20 protein-coding genes and 1 riboswitch are annotated in these 18,534 nt (G+C 57.4%); of the genes, 6 read left to right on the plus strand and 14 right to left on the minus strand.

Going from position 1 to position 18,534, the window contains the following annotated elements:
• Nucleotides 1-159 precede the first annotated feature (159 nt).
• The 9 genes from IE102_RS16010 to IE102_RS16050 form a co-directional block, all read right to left on the minus strand.
• Nucleotides 160-735, minus strand: coding sequence for a hypothetical protein (locus IE102_RS16010; RefSeq protein WP_189488551.1), 576 nt, complete (start codon nt 733-735; stop codon nt 160-162).
• A 123-nt stretch (nt 736-858) separates the two neighbouring features.
• Nucleotides 859-1,389 (minus strand): type II toxin-antitoxin system VapC family toxin, encoded by a 531-nt coding sequence (locus IE102_RS16015; protein WP_189488560.1) that lies wholly within the window; start codon nt 1,387-1,389, stop codon nt 859-861.
• Nucleotides 1,390-2,115 (minus strand): hypothetical protein, encoded by a 726-nt coding sequence (locus IE102_RS16020; RefSeq protein ID WP_189488562.1) that lies wholly within the window; start codon nt 2,113-2,115, stop codon nt 1,390-1,392.
• 260 nt (nt 2,116-2,375) lie between these two features.
• Nucleotides 2,376-4,226 (minus strand): phosphomethylpyrimidine synthase ThiC, encoded by a 1,851-nt coding sequence (gene thiC, locus IE102_RS16025; RefSeq protein ID WP_189488564.1) that lies wholly within the window; start codon nt 4,224-4,226, stop codon nt 2,376-2,378.
• A gap of 62 nt (nt 4,227-4,288) precedes the next feature.
• Nucleotides 4,289-4,418, minus strand: a riboswitch (TPP riboswitch).
• A 366-nt stretch (nt 4,419-4,784) separates the two neighbouring features.
• On the minus strand, nt 4,785-5,108 hold the full coding sequence (locus IE102_RS16030; protein WP_189488566.1) for a low molecular weight protein tyrosine phosphatase family protein: 324 nt from the start codon (nt 5,106-5,108) through the stop codon (nt 4,785-4,787).
• Nucleotides 5,109-5,170: 62 nt separating this feature from the next.
• On the minus strand, nt 5,171-5,347 hold the full coding sequence (locus IE102_RS16035; protein ID WP_189488568.1) for a DUF6496 domain-containing protein: 177 nt from the start codon (nt 5,345-5,347) through the stop codon (nt 5,171-5,173).
• Nucleotides 5,348-5,523: 176 nt separating this feature from the next.
• Nucleotides 5,524-8,634 (minus strand): bifunctional proline dehydrogenase/L-glutamate gamma-semialdehyde dehydrogenase PutA, encoded by a 3,111-nt coding sequence (gene putA / locus IE102_RS16040; protein ID WP_189488570.1) that lies wholly within the window; start codon nt 8,632-8,634, stop codon nt 5,524-5,526.
• 275 nt (nt 8,635-8,909) lie between these two features.
• Nucleotides 8,910-10,073, minus strand: a complete 1,164-nt coding sequence (locus IE102_RS16045) for a BaiN/RdsA family NAD(P)/FAD-dependent oxidoreductase (protein ID WP_189488572.1) — start codon at nt 10,071-10,073, stop codon at nt 8,910-8,912.
• On the minus strand, nt 10,066-11,007 hold the full coding sequence (locus IE102_RS16050) for an endonuclease/exonuclease/phosphatase family protein (RefSeq protein WP_189488574.1): 942 nt from the start codon (nt 11,005-11,007) through the stop codon (nt 10,066-10,068). The genes IE102_RS16045 and IE102_RS16050 overlap by 8 nt, the downstream gene beginning before the upstream one ends.
• Before the next feature lie 174 nt (nt 11,008-11,181).
• Here IE102_RS16050 and IE102_RS16055 point away from each other — a divergent pair, with 174 nt between their 5' ends.
• The gene (locus IE102_RS16055; protein ID WP_189488575.1) at nt 11,182-11,391 is read left to right on the plus strand and encodes a DUF2061 domain-containing protein; all 210 of its coding nucleotides are present in this window, start codon (nt 11,182-11,184) and stop codon (nt 11,389-11,391) included.
• A gap of 140 nt (nt 11,392-11,531) precedes the next feature.
• On the opposite strand, the gene IE102_RS16060 is transcribed toward IE102_RS16055, so the two are convergent.
• Entirely contained in the window at nt 11,532-11,744 is a 213-nt protein-coding gene (locus IE102_RS16060) for a CsbD family protein (protein WP_189488577.1), read from the minus strand.
• Nucleotides 11,745-11,946: 202 nt separating this feature from the next.
• Nucleotides 11,947-12,666 carry an SDR family oxidoreductase gene (locus IE102_RS16065; protein WP_189488579.1) on the minus strand — a complete coding sequence of 240 codons (720 nt, stop codon included), beginning with the start codon at nt 12,664-12,666 and terminating at the stop codon, nt 11,947-11,949.
• 157 nt (nt 12,667-12,823) lie between these two features.
• Between IE102_RS16065 and IE102_RS16070 the strand changes: the two genes are divergently transcribed.
• The 4 genes from IE102_RS16070 to IE102_RS16085 all read left to right on the plus strand — a co-directional run bounded on the left by IE102_RS16070 (nt 12,824) and on the right by IE102_RS16085 (nt 14,961).
• A complete protein-coding gene (locus IE102_RS16070) occupies nt 12,824-13,387 on the plus strand; it encodes a TetR/AcrR family transcriptional regulator (RefSeq protein ID WP_189488581.1) in 564 nt (187 codons plus the stop codon).
• Nucleotides 13,388-13,441: 54 nt separating this feature from the next.
• Nucleotides 13,442-13,756: an ArsR/SmtB family transcription factor gene (locus tag IE102_RS16075; protein WP_229807816.1), complete on the plus strand. Its 315-nt coding sequence runs from the start codon at nt 13,442-13,444 to the stop codon at nt 13,754-13,756.
• Nucleotides 13,749-14,453, plus strand: a complete 705-nt coding sequence (locus IE102_RS16080; RefSeq protein ID WP_189488583.1) for a cation efflux transmembrane domain-containing protein — start codon at nt 13,749-13,751, stop codon at nt 14,451-14,453. Before IE102_RS16075 ends, IE102_RS16080 begins: the two co-directional genes overlap by 8 nt.
• Before the next feature lie 172 nt (nt 14,454-14,625).
• Nucleotides 14,626-14,961 carry an MliC family protein gene (locus IE102_RS16085; protein WP_189488584.1) on the plus strand — a complete coding sequence of 112 codons (336 nt, stop codon included), beginning with the start codon at nt 14,626-14,628 and terminating at the stop codon, nt 14,959-14,961.
• Here IE102_RS16085 and IE102_RS16090 read toward each other — a convergent pair.
• The 3 genes from IE102_RS16090 to IE102_RS16100 are packed head-to-tail and all read right to left on the minus strand — an operon-like array spanning nt 14,958 to nt 17,299.
• Complete coding sequence (locus tag IE102_RS16090; protein WP_189488585.1) at nt 14,958-15,641, minus strand: DUF1345 domain-containing protein; 684 nt, start codon at nt 15,639-15,641, stop codon at nt 14,958-14,960. The two genes, IE102_RS16085 and IE102_RS16090, sit on opposite strands and share 4 nt — an antisense overlap.
• Nucleotides 15,642-15,661: 20 nt before the next feature.
• Nucleotides 15,662-16,678 (minus strand): adenosine deaminase, encoded by a 1,017-nt coding sequence (locus IE102_RS16095; RefSeq protein ID WP_189488586.1) that lies wholly within the window; start codon nt 16,676-16,678, stop codon nt 15,662-15,664.
• A gap of 51 nt (nt 16,679-16,729) precedes the next feature.
• On the minus strand, nt 16,730-17,299 hold the full coding sequence (locus IE102_RS16100) for a hydrolase (RefSeq protein WP_189488587.1): 570 nt from the start codon (nt 17,297-17,299) through the stop codon (nt 16,730-16,732).
• Nucleotides 17,300-17,467: 168 nt separating this feature from the next.
• Here IE102_RS16100 and IE102_RS16105 point away from each other — a divergent pair, with 168 nt between their 5' ends.
• Complete coding sequence (locus IE102_RS16105) at nt 17,468-18,457, plus strand: alpha/beta hydrolase (protein ID WP_229807817.1); 990 nt, start codon at nt 17,468-17,470, stop codon at nt 18,455-18,457.
• The last annotated feature ends 77 nt before the right edge of the window (nt 18,458-18,534 follow it).

The following is an 18,534-nucleotide window of genomic DNA, read 5'->3' on the forward strand; positions in this document are numbered from 1 at the left end:
TTAGGTTAATCGCGCACGGGGGCTTGGCGGTATTGGGTTAAATTGAACCGTCTGCAAAAAGAACTTGTCCCGAACTGGGCTTAATGGCGAAAGACGGTGTTAATGCACCGTTTCGGTTCGCCTTTATTTCGGTAGGGCCCGCAATTGACCGAACGCTAATCACGGTGGAGCCGAGTAGGTGCCTGAGTTGGGGCCGGAGGGGTGTTTCGCGCTTGCGGTTTTTTCGGCCAGTTTTTCAGCTAGGCTGCGCGGGGCACGACCCAAGGCCCACTGGATGCCGTTGGGCCAGCAGCCGGGGCAGTGGTCGTCCATGCCGCTGTTGGCATTGATCTGCGGGTCGTGGAAGTGATGCAGGCCGTAGTTGGGATCGGCGGCGTCATATATCGTGCCGTCGGGCCAGACACCGTGGGCCTCAGCCTGCGCCTTATGGATGCGGTCAAGGCGCGTGCCGATGATCTCAGCCATTTCGAGAAAGGCCTGGGCTTCGTGGTCGATGCGCTCAGCTTCGCTTAAACCTTCCAGATCGTCGTCATCGTCCTCGTCGCGTGACGGGCGGCGTGAGGGGCCAGATGCGGTCGTGGCGCGCGGGGCGGGCGCAAGCTTTTCCGCCGGTTCGCCGTAAAGCTGCACCAGCATGGCGTCGCAGGCCTTGACGGCCTTATGGGCGCGCTCAGCCTCAAGGAAGCTGTCGGGCATGGGGATCATCTCGACCGGCTTCCAGCAGCCGGTCGGCATAGGCGCGCAACCGTAACCGGCGCGTCTTTAGCGCGTCTGCGTCGGTGATGTCGGTGTCCGTGTCCATCGGGTGATGATGGCGCGGGATGGGGTGAGGGGGGATAAGTGACGCTATAACTCAGGTTAGTCTGATGGAAAAGTGAGTTCAATTTGATCAGATTGAGGTGGTAATTCCATCTCCCAAACTCTGACGACATTAAGATCAGCCAATTTTGCAAAATTTGCGAGGTTTTTATCGTCACTGTAAATTGTGTCAGCACCATTAACTTTGGCTATAGCAACGATTTGCCGATCAAACTTAATCTTAGTCCAGCTTTCATCTGATCCACCCTTTTTATCCCCCGATGCAATAGCGGCGCGATGTATAATCGCTAGCTCTACCGCAGCACGTTCATCAAATGGAACGATTTTGAATCTGGCTGATTTATGAAGTCTTTCAAGGATCAGCGGTGCACTGTCCCCTGCGAAGATCAATATTTCAGATAGGACTGGTGTGGGAATTAGTAAGGTTTCTTGTTCTTTAGCAAGTTTGGTTTGAAAAAAATCAAAACGCTCTTTTATGCGCGTTACCACGTTGCCAGTGGCAGGGTCTAAAGGTGCATTTGCCGATGGGTTTATAAGCAAAGACAGAGAGTTAGCGTCAATAGCTATCACTTAGTGAACCTCTTCATCGCCATTGCGCAAACTCATCAGGTCGCGATAAATTTGAGGCTCCATAAGTTCAGGCGAAATCGCCCTAACTTGATCCAATGTTTCGGTCAGCGGTGCATCATCAAGCAATTCATGCCTGTCTACAGAAAAGGATTCCAGCTTCCAAGCGCCGTCGGGCAATCTGGCCCAACGACCTGTGCCAAATAATCTGATCTTTTGGCCATACAATTGCGAAGCAAGGTTTCGAGCAAGCTCTCTCGATAAACTTATTCCGGTATAGGTAATCTTTCCATCTTGAAGTGTTACATGTGCAGATGCATCGGTTCCGCCTATCCTTACAATTTGGCCGTCTATGGAGCCATCTTGCTTGATGATGGGGAAATTCAATGGCTTGGGGCGGTTTCGGCCAGGGAAGGGGATTACGACAGCACCTTCGTTGTTTAATAATTTGCCGACAGCATTGTCAGAGGCAAGCATATCGTCGAGCCTACTGAAAGCTGCTTTTACATCTTTAGCTGCAAGTCCATTTAGGCGTTGCTCGACTTTGGGTGCAGTTTGATACTCGACACTGGATACAATACAGGCGCTTCCAAACTCTAGTCGTTCGAAGTGAACATTAGGTTTGTAACCTATAAGATCGGCTAAGGCGCTCATGTACTGAGCCAAGCGGTCTAAAGGGAGAGTTTCCGGAGTAAAGGCGTCGATATGAAATGTGTATTCTGTTTTCATAATCTGCCTCCTTCCACGACTCGTTCATCAGCCTATCTCGGACTGTATAATAAAATCTTGCCAACAAATGGGCGATAAATCCAGAAGAACATAAGGCGTGGGGTTGCCCTGCGCATGGCTACGGGCGTTCGGTGCGGAAATCGCTGCATTTAGTACCGATTTCATCCGGTTTGCAAAATGGCAAACCGGCGCACCTCACCCCCACACCCCGTTAATTTAGTACCAACCTATCCACCCGCGCCAAGTTACGGGTGCAGGGTCTAAGACCCTGCTGGTATATAGACTTCCGAACCCAGCGCTTTGAACTTTTCCGACATTTCCGACATGCCCGATGAGGCGGCCTCAAGGTCGGCTTTTTCGTTGTCAGTCAGGTTGGCGGCATAGTCGCGCACGTCCTGAGTGATCTTCATCGAACAGAACTTCGGGCCGCACATCGAGCAGAAGTGCGCCGTTTTGTGAGCGTCCTTGGGCAGGGTTTCGTCGTGGAAGGCCCGCGCCGTATCGGGGTCGAGGCCGAGGTTGAACTGATCCTCCCAGCGGAAGTCAAAGCGCGCCCGTGACAGTGCATCGTCCCATAACCGTGCGGCGGGATGACCCTTGGCGAGGTCGGCGGCGTGGGCGGCGATCTTATAGGTAATCACGCCGACTTTCACGTCATTGCGGTCGGGCAAACCCAAGTGTTCCTTGGGTGTCACGTAGCACAGCATGGCCGTGCCGAACCAGCCGATCATGGCCGCACCTATGCCGGACGTAATGTGGTCGTAACCCGGTGCGATGTCGGTCGTCAGCGGGCCTAATGTGTAAAACGGCGCTTCGCCGCAGGTGGCCAATTGCTTATCCATATTGGCCTTGATCTTGTGCATCGGCACGTGGCCGGGGCCTTCGATCATAACCTGGCAGCCCTTGGCCCACGCGACTTTGGTCAACTCACCCAGGGTTTCAAGTTCGGCAAACTGAGCGCGGTCATTGGCGTCGGCAATCGAGCCCGGACGCAGGCCGTCACCGAGTGAGAAGGTGACATCGTACTCACGCATGATGTCGCAGATGTCCTCAAAATGGGTATAGAGGAAGTTTTCTTTATGGTGGGCCAGACACCACTTGGCCATGATCGAGCCACCGCGCGAGACGATGCCGGTGACGCGCTTGGCTGTCAGGTGGACGTAGGCCAACCGCACGCCGGCGTGGATTGTGAAGTAATCGACACCCTGCTGGGCCTGCTCAATCAGGGTGTCGCGGTAGACTTCCCAGGTCAGATCTTCGGCCACGCCGTTCACTTTTTCCAGCGCCTGATAGATCGGCACGGTGCCGATCGGGTTGGGCGAATTGCGCAAAATCCATTCGCGGATGTTGTGGATATTGCGGCCGGTGCTTAGGTCCATGACGTTATCCGCGCCCCAACGGATCGCCCACACCATCTTATCGACCTCTTCTTCCATCGATGAGGTGACGGCCGAGTTGCCGATATTGGCGTTGATTTTGACCAGGAAATTGCGGCCAATGATCATTGGCTCGACTTCGGCATGGTTGATATTGGCGGGGATAACCGCGCGGCCACGGGCCACTTCGTCGCGCACAAACTCAGGCGTGATAAAGTCAGGGATCGACGCGCCGAAATCCTCACCGTCGCGGACGACTTCTGCATCTTGTTTGCGGCGGATGTTTTCGCGGATGGCGATATATTCCATCTCAGAGGTGATGATACCGGCGCGGGCATATTCGAGCTGGGTCACCGGACGCCCGGCCTTACCGCGCATCACCTTGGGCAGGTTCGGGAACTGCGGCGCCAGAGCGGCCTCAGAGACGTTGCCGTTGTCTTCGGGTTTGACGGGGCGGGCTTCGATAAACTCGACATCGCCGCGGTCAAGGATCAGCTTTTCGCGCACCCGTGGCAAGCCCTTATCGATCTGCGGCACAAAGCCGTCTTCGGTATAGGGGCCGGTGGAATCATAAAGGCTGACCGGCGGCTCATTGGCCTCCGGTTGCAGGGCGACTTCGCGGAACGGCACGCGCACGTCGGGGAACAGAGTGCCGGGTTCGTAGACCTTTTTCGACCCCGGAAAGGGCGAGGCTTCGACGCGGATGGGTTTTAAGTCTTTGATTGGCTTGTTCATTTGAAATCCTTCCAAAATAAGAAGGATCATGAGCGTAAGGTGCGGCTATGCTGTCGAGGTGACGGCATAGCGTTTCAACTCCCTTCGCCGGCATGACCCGGATCAGGTTCGGCGGTTTTAGGGTGAGGCTCCCGCAAGGGGTAACACCCAGTCTCAGCCCGCATAAGCCTGCGGACACTCCGGTGAACTAACTGGGTTCAATGTAAGGGAAGCCGTGCGCCTGAGCAAGCGGATAAAAAAAGACCCGAAGCGGACAAGCCGCGCCGGGTCGAAGTTTCACCACAAGGACTTAAGCCTTAATCACCCTCATGGTGTTATCAGCAACGCTCAAAAAGGGGTGCAAAGTGAACGTTCATTCATTTGTACGCATGGCCGTGCACTTTCCGTCGCGGGAATTGTAAATTTTTGATGGGGGGGAGAGGGGGGATAGAAAGCTACCCCTCCGTCGCGGACTTCGCCGCGCCACCTCCCCACTACGTAGGGAGGAGGATCGGCGCTGAATCTCCTCCCCATATCATGGGGAGGTGGATGCGAGCACAGCGAGCAGACGGAGGGGTATTACCTCAGGTGCGGCGTCACGCGGGCCTTAAGGATGGTGATGAGGGTTTCATCCATATATTCAAACTCATCAGGAATATTCAGGCAGATGATGCGCGCCGATTTCAGATGGGCTTTGAACTTTTTGCTCAGTTTGGTGCGATGGGCTTTTTCCATCAGGAAAATGGTGTCAACGCCCAATAGATGCTCAGGCGTCAGGGGATCGACGGCATCGTGGTTTAAGCCTGCTGAACTAACTTCCAGATTGGGATACTGTGAAAATACCTGTTCACCGGTCGGACTTCTTAGTCGGTTAGCGCTGCAAATAAACAGTATTTTCTGCATAACAACCAAAGGCCATGGTAAAAATTGACCATGACCTGAGTGGCGTTGTTTTTCAACGAAGATTAATCCTTACGGGCCGTCTCACCCTTTTTCGGGATATCCGCTTCGCGAAGAGCGATGGCGACGATCTGTTTGCGGCTTTTGACCTTATCTCCACTGCTGCTTTTCAGGTCACCTTCTTTAAATTCGTGCATGACCTTTTCGACCTTTTTCGACTGAGCCGGGGTTTGTTTGGGCATGATGATCACCTTGGGCTTTGGGGAGGTCATCATTATAGTCCCAATGCCGTAAGGATCGGGTGCGGATGCAGGAACGTAGGTGCAAGATTTTGGGGATGTAGTTTACCCCCTCTTTTTATTGATGCGCGCATCAATAAAAAGCTCCCCCTCCAAGAGGGGGAGTTCTTAAGGAAAGACTAAAGATTAAGCAGGGCCGGATCGCCACCCTGCGCGGTGATATTGTTGGACACGGCGCGTTCTGACGCAAAGCGGATCAGGCTGAACGGGCCGCCCGCCTTGGGGCCAGTGCCGGAAAGACCTTCGCCGCCAAAGGGTTGCACACCAACCACCGCGCCGATGATAGAGCGGTTGATATAGACATTCCCCGCCGGCACGGCGTCCGCGATATCCTCCGCAAAGGCCTCGATCCGCGAATGTACGCCCAAGGTCAGCCCGTAGCCGCGCCCGGCCATAGCGTCGGTCGTCGGCTGATAATTCTGCGAGTCATAACGCACCACATGCAGAACCGGCCCGAACACTTCGCGCTCCAGCTCATCAGCCGAGGACAACTCCACCAATGTCGGCGCGAAATAATCGCCATTAAGGCCCGCAGGCATGGGCGTGCGGTGCAGAACCTGCCCCTTGGCCTCACAGACGGCCAGATGGGCCTCTAATATTTCGCGCGCGTCTTGGTCGATCACCGGGCCGGTGTCATTGACCGGGTTGGCCGGATCGCCGATCAGAAGCATGTCCATCGCGCCTTTGAGGCCCTCGATATAGGCATCGGCGACCTCATGCGGCAGGAACAGTAACCGCAGGGCCGAACAGCGTTGACCCGACGATCCAAACGCCGACAGTATGACATCGTCAATGACCTGTTCTTTCAGGGCGGTGGTATCGACAAACAGGCCGTTCAGCCCGCCGGTTTCAGCAATAAACGGCACGATCGGGCCGCGTTTGGCCGCAAGAGTCTTATTGATCATCCATGCGGTCTCAGTCCCGCCGGTAAAGGCGACACCGGCGATATGCGGATGGGCGGTCAGTTCTGCGCCGACCGTCTCCCCGCGTCCGGGAAGCAGAGCCAGCAGGGCTGCGTTCAAACCCGCTTTGTGGAACAGCTTGACGGCCTCAGCGGCGATCAGCGGCGTCTGCTCGGCCGGTTTGGCCAGCACCGCGTTACCGGCAGCCAAAGCCGCGGCAATCTGGCCCGTAAAGATCGCCAGCGGAAAGTTCCACGGGCTGATGCACACAAACACGCCGCGGCCATGCAGTTCGTGGGAATTGCGCTCACCGACCGGGCCGGTCAGCATCTTTGGCTGGCCGAATTGTTCAATGGCAAGACGCGCATAATAGCGGCAGAAATCAACGGCTTCACGCACTTCGGCAATCGCGTCAGCCCAGGTTTTACCGGCTTCACGCACGATCAGGGCGCACAGACGGTTGAGGTCGGCCTCCAGCGCATCGCCCATTTTGTTGAGTACGTCGGCGCGCTTGGCCCCGCCCAGCTTGTTCCAATGCGGTTGCGCCGATTTGGCGAGGTCAAACGCGCCCGCGATATCGGCTTTTGAGGCTTCGTGGACGACGCCGACCTTGATCAGTCGGTTGGCAGGGGCGGTTACGACGTCAAATGCGCCGGATGTATTTTCCTGACCGCCGATCAGGGGCGCGGCGACGAATTTGGCGGCATCGACCTTATCCAGCGCGGTGGTAAAGCTATCGCGCACCTTTTGCACCGACAGATCTGGCCCTACGGAGTTCAGCCGATCCCCATAGATATTGCGCGGCAGGTTGAGGCGCGGGTGACGATCCGGGTGGGCCATGACCTCATCAATCGGGTCATGAATGACCGCTTCGGCGGGGATGTTTTCATCCATCAAGGCGTTGACGAACGACGAATTGGCCCCATTTTCCAGCAGGCGGCGCACCAGATAGGGCAGCAGGTCTTCGTGACCGCCGACGGGGGCATAGGCGCGCAACGGGAAGTCGCCAAACAGACCTTCCGCGCAGTCATAAAGCACCTCACCCATGCCATGCAGGCGCTGGGATTCGACGGTGACCTTGGCGTCGCGGGCCATGCGGCGCACGGCGGCTAAGGTATGGGCATTGTGGCTGGCGAACTGGGCATAGATATGGGGGGCGGCGCCGATCAGGGCCTTGGCGCAAATCAGGTAGCTGAGGTCGGTCGCCACCTTGGTGGTATGCACCGGATAGTCTTCGCGGCCAAGCACCTGCGCGCGCTTGATTTCCGAATCCCAATAGGCGCCTTTGACCAGCCGTACCATCAGGCGGCGACCGGATTGTTCAGCCAGGGTTTTGAGGGCGGCGATCACTTCGGGGCAGCGCTTCTGATAGGCCTGAACGGCAAGGCCCAGCCCCTGCCAGTCGCCAAGCTCCGGCTCATAGCACAGTTTGTCGAGCAGTTTCAAAGAGATAGCCAGACGGTCGGTTTCTTCGGCATCGATCGTGAAGTTGATATTGGCCTTGGCGGCCTGCACGGCCAGCGCCTTGAGGCGTGGATAGAGCACCTCGAATACGTCAGCGACCTTGACCGCCTCATAGCGCGAATAGATGGCCGACAGCTTGACCGAAATGCCGTGGTCGGCTTCGGGGCCGCGGGTGCAGACTTTTGAGAGGGCGGTGATGGCGTCAGAATAAGCCTCAGCGTAGCGGATTGCGTCGGCTTCGGTGCGCGCCCCTTCGCCCAGCATGTCGAACGAACACAGATAGCCGTCTTTTTTCGAGCGTTTCAGGGCGGCTTCGATGGTGCGGCCCAGCACAAACTGTTCCCCCATGATGCGGATGGCGGCGGCGACCGCCTGACGGATGACGGGTTCGCCCACGCGGGTGGCAAGGCCGGATACATAGCCCTTCACGTCCTTTTTTGCATGGTCTTCGACGTCGATCAGCTTGCCCGTCAGCATCAACCCCCAGGTCGAGGCATTGACGAACAGGTTGTCGGACTTACCAAAATGGCTGGCCCAGTCGGCGGAGGCAATTTTTTCGGCGATGAGTTGATCGCGGGTGTCTTCGTCAGGTGTGCGCAGCAGGGCCTCGGCCAGACACATCAGTGCCAGACCTTCGCGGGTGCCGAGCGAAAACTCTTTCAGGAAGCTTTCGACCACGCCCTGCCGACGGGCGGCTTTGCGGGTGGCGCGGACCAGATTTTCGGCTTCGGCGCGGATAACGGCGCGGTCTTGGCTCGACAGGGTGTTGGCCACCAGCAACCGCTCACAGGCTTTGGCGTCGGTCATGTATTTGGTGTCGTCGAGGGCGTCCCAATCGACGGTGAAGCTGGTGAAGGTCGCCATGTTCGCACTCCGGCATTAGATGTGCTGGTAAACTACATTATGCCGTGCCGGAACGTAATGATGTCATGTTATGATAAAACGGAATGACCTGTTTCCGGTTTTGCGGGACGTTGGAAAAGATACCCCTCCGTCCGCTTCGCGGCCACCTCCCCATGCTTGTTCGGCGCGCTACCGCTTCGCTGCTTGAGCGCATGGGGAGGAGAAGAGGGCGCGTTTTTCTCCTCCCTACGCAGTGGGGAGGTGGCGCGGCGAAGTCCGCGACGGAGGGGTATCTTTCAGGCCTTTAGGATCGACCGTGCCGCAAGAACGGCCGTGGCGAAGGTCGCTTGCAGCAGATAGCCGCCGGTCGGGGCTTCCCAGTCGAGCATTTCACCGACCGCATAGGTGTGGGGCAGGGCCTTCAATTCAAACGCGGGCGTCAGACTGTTGAAACTGATCCCGCCCGCCGACGATATAGCGCGCTCAAGCCCTTGCGCGCCGGTCAGTCGCAGGGGGACGGCCTTGATATCGGTCGCCTTGGTTTCCTGCACCAGCGCGATGGCGGCGGGGCTGAGGTTCAGCGCTTTGCGCAGGCGGTTGCTGTGGCTGTCCTTGGGCGAGGCGCGGCCCAGCTTCGAGATCACCTGACCGGCATTCAAATCAGGGCGCAAATCAACTACCAATTCGGCCTGACCGTGGCGGGTGATGGTGTCGCGCAGGGCCGCACTTAAGGCATAGATCGCGCCGCCTTCGATGCCGGTGCGGGTCAGCATCAGTTCGCCCTTGACCTCACGGCCCGCAAACTGAACGGCGATATTTTTGAGTGGTTCGCCCGCGAATTTCTCGCGGAAATGGTCGCTCCAGACGGTGGTGAACCCGGCGTTTGATGGCTGAAACGGTATGATCTCAACGCCTTTATCGCGCAGGTAGGGCACCCAGCCGCCGTCACCGCCGAGTTTAGGCCAGCTTGCGCCGCCCAGCGCCAATAGGGTGTAATCGGCCGCCACACGCACGGTCTCGCCCTGATGATCGAACACCAGATCAGCGCCCGACCATCCGCGCCAGTCATGGCGGGTGTGGAGGGTAACCCCTTGGGCTTCCAGCCGTTTCAGCCATGCCCGTAACAGCGGTGAGGCCTTCATCGCCTTGGGGAACACCCGGCCCGATGAGCCGACAAAGGTTTCGGCCTCAAGGTTATCGGCCCAGTCGCGCAAATCCTTGGGCGTAAAGGCTTCCAGTGCGGCGCGTAAATGCGGACTGCGTTTGCCGTAGCGCGCGATAAAGCGCTCAAACGGCTCCGAATGGGTCAGGTTCAATCCGCCGCGGCCGGCCATCAGAAACTTGCGCGCCACCGACGGCATCCGGTCATAGAGGTGGGCGCGGTGGCCTGCCGCGCTTAAAATCTCTGCGGCTATAAGACCGGCTGGGCCGGCGCCGATTATGGCGACGGTCTTAGTCATGGATAGCCCCCAGTTCAATATCGGCGCGAACCGGGAAATGATCCGAGCCCACGGACGGCAGCACTTTGAAGCGGGCGGAAGGGATGTCACGGGTCAGTACATGGTCAATCTGAATGGCCATGAGCGGATTATTCGTGGGCCAGGTGTAGGCAAAACCGGAGCCTTTAGGCCGCTGCATCTTGGCCGCAACCAGCGGTGTCAGGCTGTACGACCACAGGGTCGAATTGAGGTCGCCGGTGACGATGACCGGTTTTTGCGCATCGCGCACCTGATTGGCCAGCGCCTTAAGATAGATGCTGTTTTCCAGGGCGTAGGCGGCGTTAATTGGCGGCACCGGATGAGCGACCAGCAGGATGAAATCGGCAAACTCCGCCCGTAACAGCGGCACCGCCGCATGGGCAGGCGTAATCACGCGGGCCGTAAACGGGGCCTTGGCATAGAGGCTGATGCCAAAGGCGCTGCGGCCGGAAACATCGTAGCTGTAAGGGTAGCGGGTTTTCAGATCGGTCAGGGCTGATTGCCAGTGATCGGCGGCTTCGACCACGGCAAAGATGTCCGGGTCTTCGCGGGCGACCATATCAAGAACCGTGTCATAATCCGTGCTGACATAGAGCACATTGCTCATGATCAGACTTATGGGCTTTGCAGCGGGTTCGAGCGCGGGCAGGGCGGGGACACTTAAGGTGCGGGTGATGATCGGGGCCAGAGTAAGCGCAAATACCACCAGCGACGCGGTAATGGTTAGCCGGTGGCGCATCAGTAAACTGGCCGCACAAAGCACGGCGGCGGCCATAGCGATCTGAAGCCGGAACGGTGTGATCAGGTCGGCAAACCATATCCATCTAGCCAAAAATCCGAACAGGCTGACGGTGGCCACGCCCACAAGGGCAATGGTAAGGCCTGAGAGCAGGCATGAACGAAGACGAGGGGGCATTATGATCCGAGACGGTAAGTTTGCGTCACATAATCGTCTGCGAGGGCTTAAGGCCAGCCTAAAAATGCAAGGCGGCGGAATAAATTTGTCTTATCTCATATTCAAAAACAATTGATTTTACCTATATTGTAATTGCGAGTAATTTGCATTTATCGAATTTCAGGAGAGACCACCATGCGTTTAGCCGCCAAAACATTGTCGTACAGCCTTATGCACGTCACCGTTGCCACCAGTGTGGCCTATGTGCTGACCGGAAACTGGGCGATCGCGCTCGGCATCGGTTTGCTGGAGCCGATGGTGCAGACCATTGCCTATCCGCTGCACGAGTATCTGTGGGAACGCAAGCCGGTCAAGGTTGAGCTGTTCCATAACCACGGGCATTAGGAGGGGCAAACCCTAAAAGATTGCCCCTCACCCTAACCCTCTCCCCGTTGTACGGGGAGAGGGAACTTACACGAAAAAGGCCGCTGGCGTCTCTCTTCCGCCAGCGGCCTTTTCCATAAGCATGCCGGTTAAGGCGTGCGTTATCTTACATTGTCATAGTCGGCATCGTTCCACTTTTTGATCTGGGAATCGACTTCGTCCTGAGCGATGCCGTAGCGTTCCTGCAGCTTACCGGCCAGTTGCTTGCGGTCGCCTTCGATGACGTCAAGGTCGTTGTTGGTCAGCTTGCCCCAGGTTTCCTGAAGCGAGCCCTTAACCTGTTCCCAGCTACCTTCGATACGATTGCGATTCATGGTCATTCTCCGTAATTTCAATATGTTGGGTCGGTTTATACTTTAACGCGGAGGGGGCTAAAGGTTCAAAGCGGATGGTGGGCTGACACGTAAGAATGACGTAAACGAAACCGCCCTCCCGGCCGGGGAGGGCGTGATCTCAAGCCGCCACCCCGGCGGCGGCCAAGGTGGCGCAGCCACCGCCCGGCGAGGGACTAAAAATTCAGTGGGCGGCGTTGAACACCTTCTCCAGACCGGCGGCATTGGTGGCCCAGGTCGCACCTATCGCCTGAGCGGTCGGATCGGGATAGATATAGAGATCCCCCGCTTCGATGCCCGCGACGATCAGGGCGGCGGCCGATTCCGGTGTGGCTTTGCTAAGCGGAATGTCGCGCGCCATGTCGGTGTCGATCGGGCCGGGGAAGACGCCTAAGACGTCAACGCCGCTGTCTTTCAATTCTTCGCGCACCGACTGGGTGATCGACAGCAGGGCGGCCTTCGAGGCGGAATAACCCGCCAGACTATGGGCGGCCACAAGGCCTACGACGCTGATGACATTGACGATCGCGCCGGATTTTTTAGCCACCAGTTGCGGCGTGAAGGCGCGCAGTACGTTCAATGTCCCAAAGACGTTGGTGGTAAAGTCATAGCCGAACGCTTCATTGGACGTGGTCAGCACCGTGCCGAACTGAGCGGTCCCGGCATTATTGATGAGGATGTCGATGTCTGCGTGGACTGCGGCCAAAGCCTGAATGGCGGCCTCATCGGTAATGTCGAGTTTTACCGGCACGACCCGGTCATCGCCAAAGTCAGGCAAGGAGGCAGGGTTGCGGGCACCGGCATAGACTTTGGCCACGCCTTTGTTCAGCAGTTCGCGCACAATGGCGGCACCTATGCCGCGGTTGGCGCCGGAAACGAGGACGGTTGCGTTAGAGATTTTCATGATCTGGGCTCCGAAAAAGAAGGGGGATGGGAACGCTTTGAGGACTAATAGTAAACCGATCTGTTTACATTGAGGCTGTGTGTAAACCGATCGGTTTACATTGTCAACGATATCCGCTATAAAAAATATCACCCATCCCCCATCGGACTGTGCGCACATGACCAAGGCTCTGAAAAAACAGGAAATTATAGATCACGCCTATGAGCTGTTTTACGATCATGGCTTTCACGCCACCGGCGTCGATAAGGTCATGGCCGACACCGGCATATCAAAGCGCACGCTCTATAAGTATTTTGCCTCCAAAGAGGACCTGATCGCCGAACTTATCGGTCACTATGGCGAGACGTTTTTGAAAATAGCTCCGGTTGAGATCGCGCGCCTAAGCCCCGATCCCGCAGGGCAGATCATGGCGCTGTTCGATTTCCGTAAGGCGATGTTTGATGAGGGCAGTTTTCGCGGCTGTTTTGCCATCAGCGCCAATCTGGAATATTCCGGTCGCGATACACCGGTGCAGGCGGCCAGCCTAAAATTCTTTGAGACCTTCCTGAACTACATCAAAAGCCTGTGCGCGGACGGCGGCTATAAAGACCCCGATAAACTGGCGGGGCAAGTCATTGTCCTGTTTAACGGGGCGGTGGTCGCGTCTCAGGCCAGCCGCAGTCCGGCGCCGTTTGATGCCGCCAAATCGGTGCTGGCCATGCTATTGGCGGCGGCGAAATAGGCTGCACTTTACAACATTCAAATAACTGTTTATATGTTTGTCATGGATAAAGCCGTGACCAATATCGCTGTGGCCGATGACGATGATGTCGTTATCGAACTGGCTGAGATTTTCCACCTGCTGGGTGATCCCATGCGGCTGCGCATTGTCCTGTGCTGTCTGGCGGGCGAGGCGGCCGTCGGTGATATTGCGGCCTCAGTCGGGGCCTCAACAGCCCTGACCAGCCACCATTTGCGGCTGCTGAAAGCGGCGCGGCTGGTGCGCTTTCGCAAGCAGGGCAAGCAGATTTTCTATACCCTAAGCGACCATCACGTCCGCCATATGATTGAGGATATGCGCGACCATATCCGGGAGCCCGACCATGACTGAGCATGACCATTCCCACGAGCATGGCGCGACCTGTTCCCACGGCCATGATCACAGCCACGACAAAGGCCACGGTTTTCTGGGCTTGGGCCACCATGATCATGATACCGGCCCGGTGGTTGAGGCGCGCTATCGCAAGGTGTTGTGGATCGTGCTGGCGGCCAATGCGGCGATGTTTTTGGTCGAAATCGGGGCGGGGCTTAAGGGCCTGTCGATGGCGCTTTTGGCCGATGCGCTCGATTTCGCGGGCGATGCCGGCAATATCGCTATTAGCCTGCTGGTCTTAAGCGCCGTGCAGTCGGTGCGCGCTAAGGCATCCCTGTTCAAGGTCGCCTGCATGGTCGCGTTCAGCCTGTGGGTCGGGGTGGCGACGGTCGTGCAACTCATCAACGGGACGGTGCCGCGCCCTGAGATCATGGGGATAGTCTCGGTGCTGGCTATCGCCGTTAATCTGGGCAGTGCGGCGTTTCTGTATCGTTATAGGTCGGGTGATTCCAACGTCATGTCGGTGTGGCTGTGTGCGCGCAATGATGCCATCGGCAATGTTATGGTGATGGTCGCCGCCGTCATCGTCTGGCTGACCGGATCAAACATCGCCGATGCGGTGGTAGCTCTGTTGATGGTGGCTCTGGGGTTATCGGCGGCGTGGCGGATCACGCGTCAGGCGATATTGGAATTGCGCACCAGATCAAAATTTTGATCTGGTTATTTGTTTTGTCGCTCTTTCTTCACCCAAAAGTGGGGCCACTTTTGGGGAAAACGCTCTCATTAATCCCTATCAAAAACTTATTTTGAAGCGGGTACAAAACCTTTATAAGACATATGGTAAACCGCACAGGTCGTCGAAAGACCGAAGGAAAAAGGGCAGGGACATGATCCGCATTTTAGCCGCGTCAACCGCAGTGATCACCTTATCGGCCTGCGCCACCATGCCGTCCGCCCCGCCACCACCTCCGCCGCCACCTTTGGGCGCACCGTCAGCCGACGGTATCCCGTACACTTGCGCGGATGGCACCAGCTTTGTGATCAGCTTTACGCCGGATGCGGCCATTGTGACTCTGGCTGACGGTACGCAACTGCAACTCAAGCAGCAGCCGGTGGCGTCCGGCATGTGGTACACGTCGGGCAAGCATGAGTTCCGCGGCAAGGGCTCAGAGGCGACCTGGGGCGTCGGGCGCATGGTGCCCACGCAGTGTAAGACAGATTAAGTCACAAAACCGGCGGCAATATTTATCGTTAGCGCCAGTATGGCGGTATTGAAAAAGAACGCAAACACCGCATGGAACAGGTTCGTCCGGCGCATGGCTTTTGAGGTGATGGCGACATCAGCGGTCTGGGCGGCGGTGCCTATGATAAATGAGAAATACAGGAAATCGAGATAGTCGGGCGTTGGGTCTTTATCCGGAAAGCTCAGGCCGGGGGACTTATTGCGCTCAAGGCCGATATAATAGGCATGGGCGTAATGCAGCGCGAAAATCGTGTGTACGAAGGCCCAACTGGTGACAATGGTGGCCACCACCAGCGCAATGGTCAGGCTGCGCTGCGCACCATGCAGGGTTTTGGCTTCAATCAGTTCAGTGACCACCGCGGTGATGCAGATGATGATCGTCAGTACTGACAACATGAGGATGGCGACCTGCGCCACGTCCTGCTGTTCGGCCCGTTTATGCATTGACGCTTCGTTCGCCTTAAGCATCATCCGCCAGCTAAGGCTCAGATAGATGACGGCGGCGATATTCCACGCAATCACTATGTCTTTGGACAGCCGCCAGTCGGTCAGCCACATAAGGCCCGCGACTATGGCCACGGCCAAGGCTGCGCACCCGGACAGGATGGGGCGGGCATGGACAAAGCGTATAGCGATATGGGGCGGCTTTGAGGTAGACATGGTGGTATAATAGGTTGAATTTAACCCGCGTATATCTCTAATTCTTTGAGCAGCGCGGCCTTTCGTGCATCCGGGGCGAATGACCCGGTGATGGAGTTGCGCGCCAAGGTCACGCAGTCGGCTTGGTCGATCAGGCCAATCGCCGTCAGGGCGCGGAAATTGTCATTCACATAACCGCCGAAATAGGCCGGATCATCGGAATTGATGGTGGCTTTCAGGCCGCGTTTGAGCATGTGCGGGATGGGGTGGTGGGTCATGTCCTCAACCACGCACAGCTTATAGTTCGACAGTGGACACACGGTTAGCGTCAGGCCGGACGCCACCAGACGCTTCGTGAGGGCGTCATCCTCCAGTGAGCGGTTACCGTGGTCAACGCGGTCGATGTTCAGGATATCCAGTGCTTCGTAAACGTATTCTGGCGGGCCTTCTTCGCCGGCGTGGGCGACCAGCTTCAGCCCCAGTTCGCGGGCGCGGGCAAAGACGCGGGCGAATTTCGACGGTGGGTGGCCGACTTCGGAGGAATCAAGGCCCACGCCGATAATCTTATCAAGGTGGGTCAGGGCCATCTCAAGGGTCTCTAACGCCGCCTCTTCCGGCAGATGGCGCAGAAAACACAGGATCAAACCGCTGGTCAGGCCCCATTTAGCTTCGGCCTCAAGCTGTGCGCGGTTAAGGCCGCCAACTACCGTCTCATAGGCTATGCCGCGATCGGTATGGGTCTGCGGATCAAAGAAAATCTCGGCATGGCGGACGCAGTCGGCGGCGGCGCGCGCAAAATAGGCCATGGCCAGATCGTAAAAATCGGCCTCGGTGCGCAGGACATCGGCGCCCTGATAATAGATGTCGAGAAAGTCCTGAAGGTTCGAGAAATCATAGGCGGCCCGTACAGCCTCTATGCTGTTGAAGGGCAGGGTGATGCCGTTACGCTGCGCCAGATCGAACATCAGTTCGGGCTCCAGCGTGCCTTCGATATGGACATGCAGTTCCGCCTTGGGAAGGCCCGCCACAAAATCATCCAGCGTCAAATTGTTGGTCATCACGATCTCCATATCTTATAGTTGGTTGGAAACCATAGCGTGGCAAGGGGCTTAAGCCGTAAAATGCAGTTCGGCGCTTTGGATAACGCGGGCAAGGCGCGGCAGGATGTGCTGGACGCTCAGGCGGTGCAGGTGGTCGGACTGGCTGGTGCAGATATCTTCGCAGATGACGACATCATAGCCATGCTCCCACGCCTGACGCGCCGTTGATTCGACGCCGAAATTGGTGGCGATACCGCCGAGGACTATGGTTTTCATCCCGCGCCGGCGCAGTTGGGCATCAAGCTCGGTCCCGTACAGCGCGCCCCACTGATGTTTGGCAATTACCAGATCGTTGTCTTTGACCAGACCGGGGTGAAAGGTGGCAAAATCGGCAGGCAAGCCGCCTTCGGGACGGGCCATGGGCTGATCGACATTCATGGACGGCATGTCGGCATAGTCCTTGGCCCAGCAGACGTGAACGGGTACGACCAGTGCGTTCGCAGCCCTGAACCGTTCCGCCAGAGCCATGCCACTTTGCGCCACCACCTGACCGTCGCGCGGCTCCAGCGGCCGGTTGATGATGCCGTTTTGCAGGTCGATCAGGACAAGGGCGGTGGTGCGGGGATTAAGCGCGATCATATCAGGTCTCTTTTGGTATAGTCTCTCCCCATCTTCGAGAGGGGGGAGGTAGGTTGTCAATTCGGAAGTCGGTTTAAGGGCTTGCTTTGGCGGTGCGTTGCGCTAAATTAATCGCAATCAATCAATATCGAGCATATGTTCGGCTCGGTAAATCTCAGGGGCTTGTGCATGGATCGTCGTCGTTTACTCACGCTGGGGGCTGCGGCCGCGTTTTTTCCGCAGGTTGCCTGCGCCCAAACGCCAACTGCGCCTGCGAGCCTCGCGCCAAAACCCGTTCCGGCGCTGAAACCGCCGCTCGAAAGCTTTAAATTATGGCCCAACGGTGCGCCGGGGGCGGAAAACGTCACGGCCAAAGAAGACTGGATTTTGCGTAACCCCGGTGGCGACCCGAACGACACCGCCGCCACCCATGTTACCGATCCGATCCTGATGGTGCGCAGGCCTAAAAACCCCAATGGCGCAGCGGTGCTGATGATCCCCGGCGGCGGCTATGTGCGGGTGGCGGTATCGCGCGCGGGCGGAGGCACCGATCAGTGGCTGGCCGATCAGGGCATCACCACCTTCACCATGACCTACCGCTTACCGGCCGATGGTTGGGCCGCGGGACCGCAAGCGCCGCTTCAGGACGCCCAGCGCGCCATCCGTCTGATCCGTCACCGCGCCGCCGAGTTCGGTATTGATCCGAACCATATCGGGGTGATTGGTTTTTCGGCGGGCGGGCATCTGGCCGGTTGGGTGTCGGAAAGCTTTGGACGGGAAACCTATGCCGCCGTCGATGAAGCCGATACGCAATCGTCCAAGCCCCTGATGGCGGCTCTGTTCTATCCGGTTATGACGATGATGGCCCCCTATGCCCACGGCGGGTCGGTCAAGCAGTTGTTCCCCAATGGCCCGACCGATGCCCAGCGCAAGGCCTTGTCGCTGGAGCAAAACCTGCCGGTCGATATGCCGCCGACCTTTCTGGCCCATGCCGGTGATGACCGGGTGGTGGTGGCTGAAAACAGCCTGATGCTCTATCAGGCCCTGCGCGCCAATAAGACGCCGACGGAACTGCATATCTTTGAGAAAGGCGGCCACGGACTGCGCACCGACGGCAAGGATGAGCCGTTCATGGAGCTATGGTTGCCGTTCGCTAAGCGGCACGGGCTGTTGGGCTAGCGGGCTAATTGCCGCTATTGGACTGTGTAAACAATTATTAACCATGATGGTTGTTTGTTGATTTCCATCAAAATCTA

The organism is Asticcacaulis endophyticus, from assembly GCF_014652575.1.
In the GTDB taxonomy this organism is placed as follows: Bacteria; Pseudomonadota; Alphaproteobacteria; order Caulobacterales; family Caulobacteraceae; genus Asticcacaulis; species Asticcacaulis endophyticus.

Bases quoted from the DNA above. Each gene is read 5' to 3' on its own strand.
- IE102_RS16010 (WP_189488551.1), bottom strand. From the start codon at position 735: ATGCCGACCGGCTGCTGGAAGCCGGTCGAGATGATCCCCATGCCCGAC.
- IE102_RS16020 (WP_189488562.1), bottom strand. From the start codon at position 2,115: ATGAAAACAGAATACACATTTCATATCGACGCCTTTACTCCGGAAACT.
- thiC (WP_189488564.1), bottom strand. From the start codon at position 4,226: ATGAACAAGCCAATCAAAGACTTAAAACCCATCCGCGTCGAAGCCTCG.
- IE102_RS16030 (WP_189488566.1), bottom strand. From the start codon at position 5,108: ATGCAGAAAATACTGTTTATTTGCAGCGCTAACCGACTAAGAAGTCCG.
- IE102_RS16035 (WP_189488568.1), bottom strand. From the start codon at position 5,347: ATGCCCAAACAAACCCCGGCTCAGTCGAAAAAGGTCGAAAAGGTCATG.
- putA (WP_189488570.1), bottom strand. From the start codon at position 8,634: ATGGCGACCTTCACCAGCTTCACCGTCGATTGGGACGCCCTCGACGAC.
- IE102_RS16045 (WP_189488572.1), bottom strand. From the start codon at position 10,073: ATGACTAAGACCGTCGCCATAATCGGCGCCGGCCCAGCCGGTCTTATA.
- IE102_RS16050 (WP_189488574.1), bottom strand. From the start codon at position 11,007: ATGCCCCCTCGTCTTCGTTCATGCCTGCTCTCAGGCCTTACCATTGCC.
- IE102_RS16055 (WP_189488575.1), top strand. From the start codon at position 11,182: ATGCGTTTAGCCGCCAAAACATTGTCGTACAGCCTTATGCACGTCACC.
- IE102_RS16060 (WP_189488577.1), bottom strand. From the start codon at position 11,744: ATGAATCGCAATCGTATCGAAGGTAGCTGGGAACAGGTTAAGGGCTCG.
- IE102_RS16065 (WP_189488579.1), bottom strand. From the start codon at position 12,666: ATGAAAATCTCTAACGCAACCGTCCTCGTTTCCGGCGCCAACCGCGGC.
- IE102_RS16070 (WP_189488581.1), top strand. From the start codon at position 12,824: ATGACCAAGGCTCTGAAAAAACAGGAAATTATAGATCACGCCTATGAG.
- IE102_RS16080 (WP_189488583.1), top strand. From the start codon at position 13,749: ATGACTGAGCATGACCATTCCCACGAGCATGGCGCGACCTGTTCCCAC.
- IE102_RS16085 (WP_189488584.1), top strand. From the start codon at position 14,626: ATGATCCGCATTTTAGCCGCGTCAACCGCAGTGATCACCTTATCGGCC.
- IE102_RS16090 (WP_189488585.1), bottom strand. From the start codon at position 15,641: ATGTCTACCTCAAAGCCGCCCCATATCGCTATACGCTTTGTCCATGCC.
- IE102_RS16095 (WP_189488586.1), bottom strand. From the start codon at position 16,678: ATGACCAACAATTTGACGCTGGATGATTTTGTGGCGGGCCTTCCCAAG.
- IE102_RS16100 (WP_189488587.1), bottom strand. From the start codon at position 17,299: ATGATCGCGCTTAATCCCCGCACCACCGCCCTTGTCCTGATCGACCTG.
- IE102_RS16105 (WP_229807817.1), top strand. From the start codon at position 17,468: ATGGATCGTCGTCGTTTACTCACGCTGGGGGCTGCGGCCGCGTTTTTT.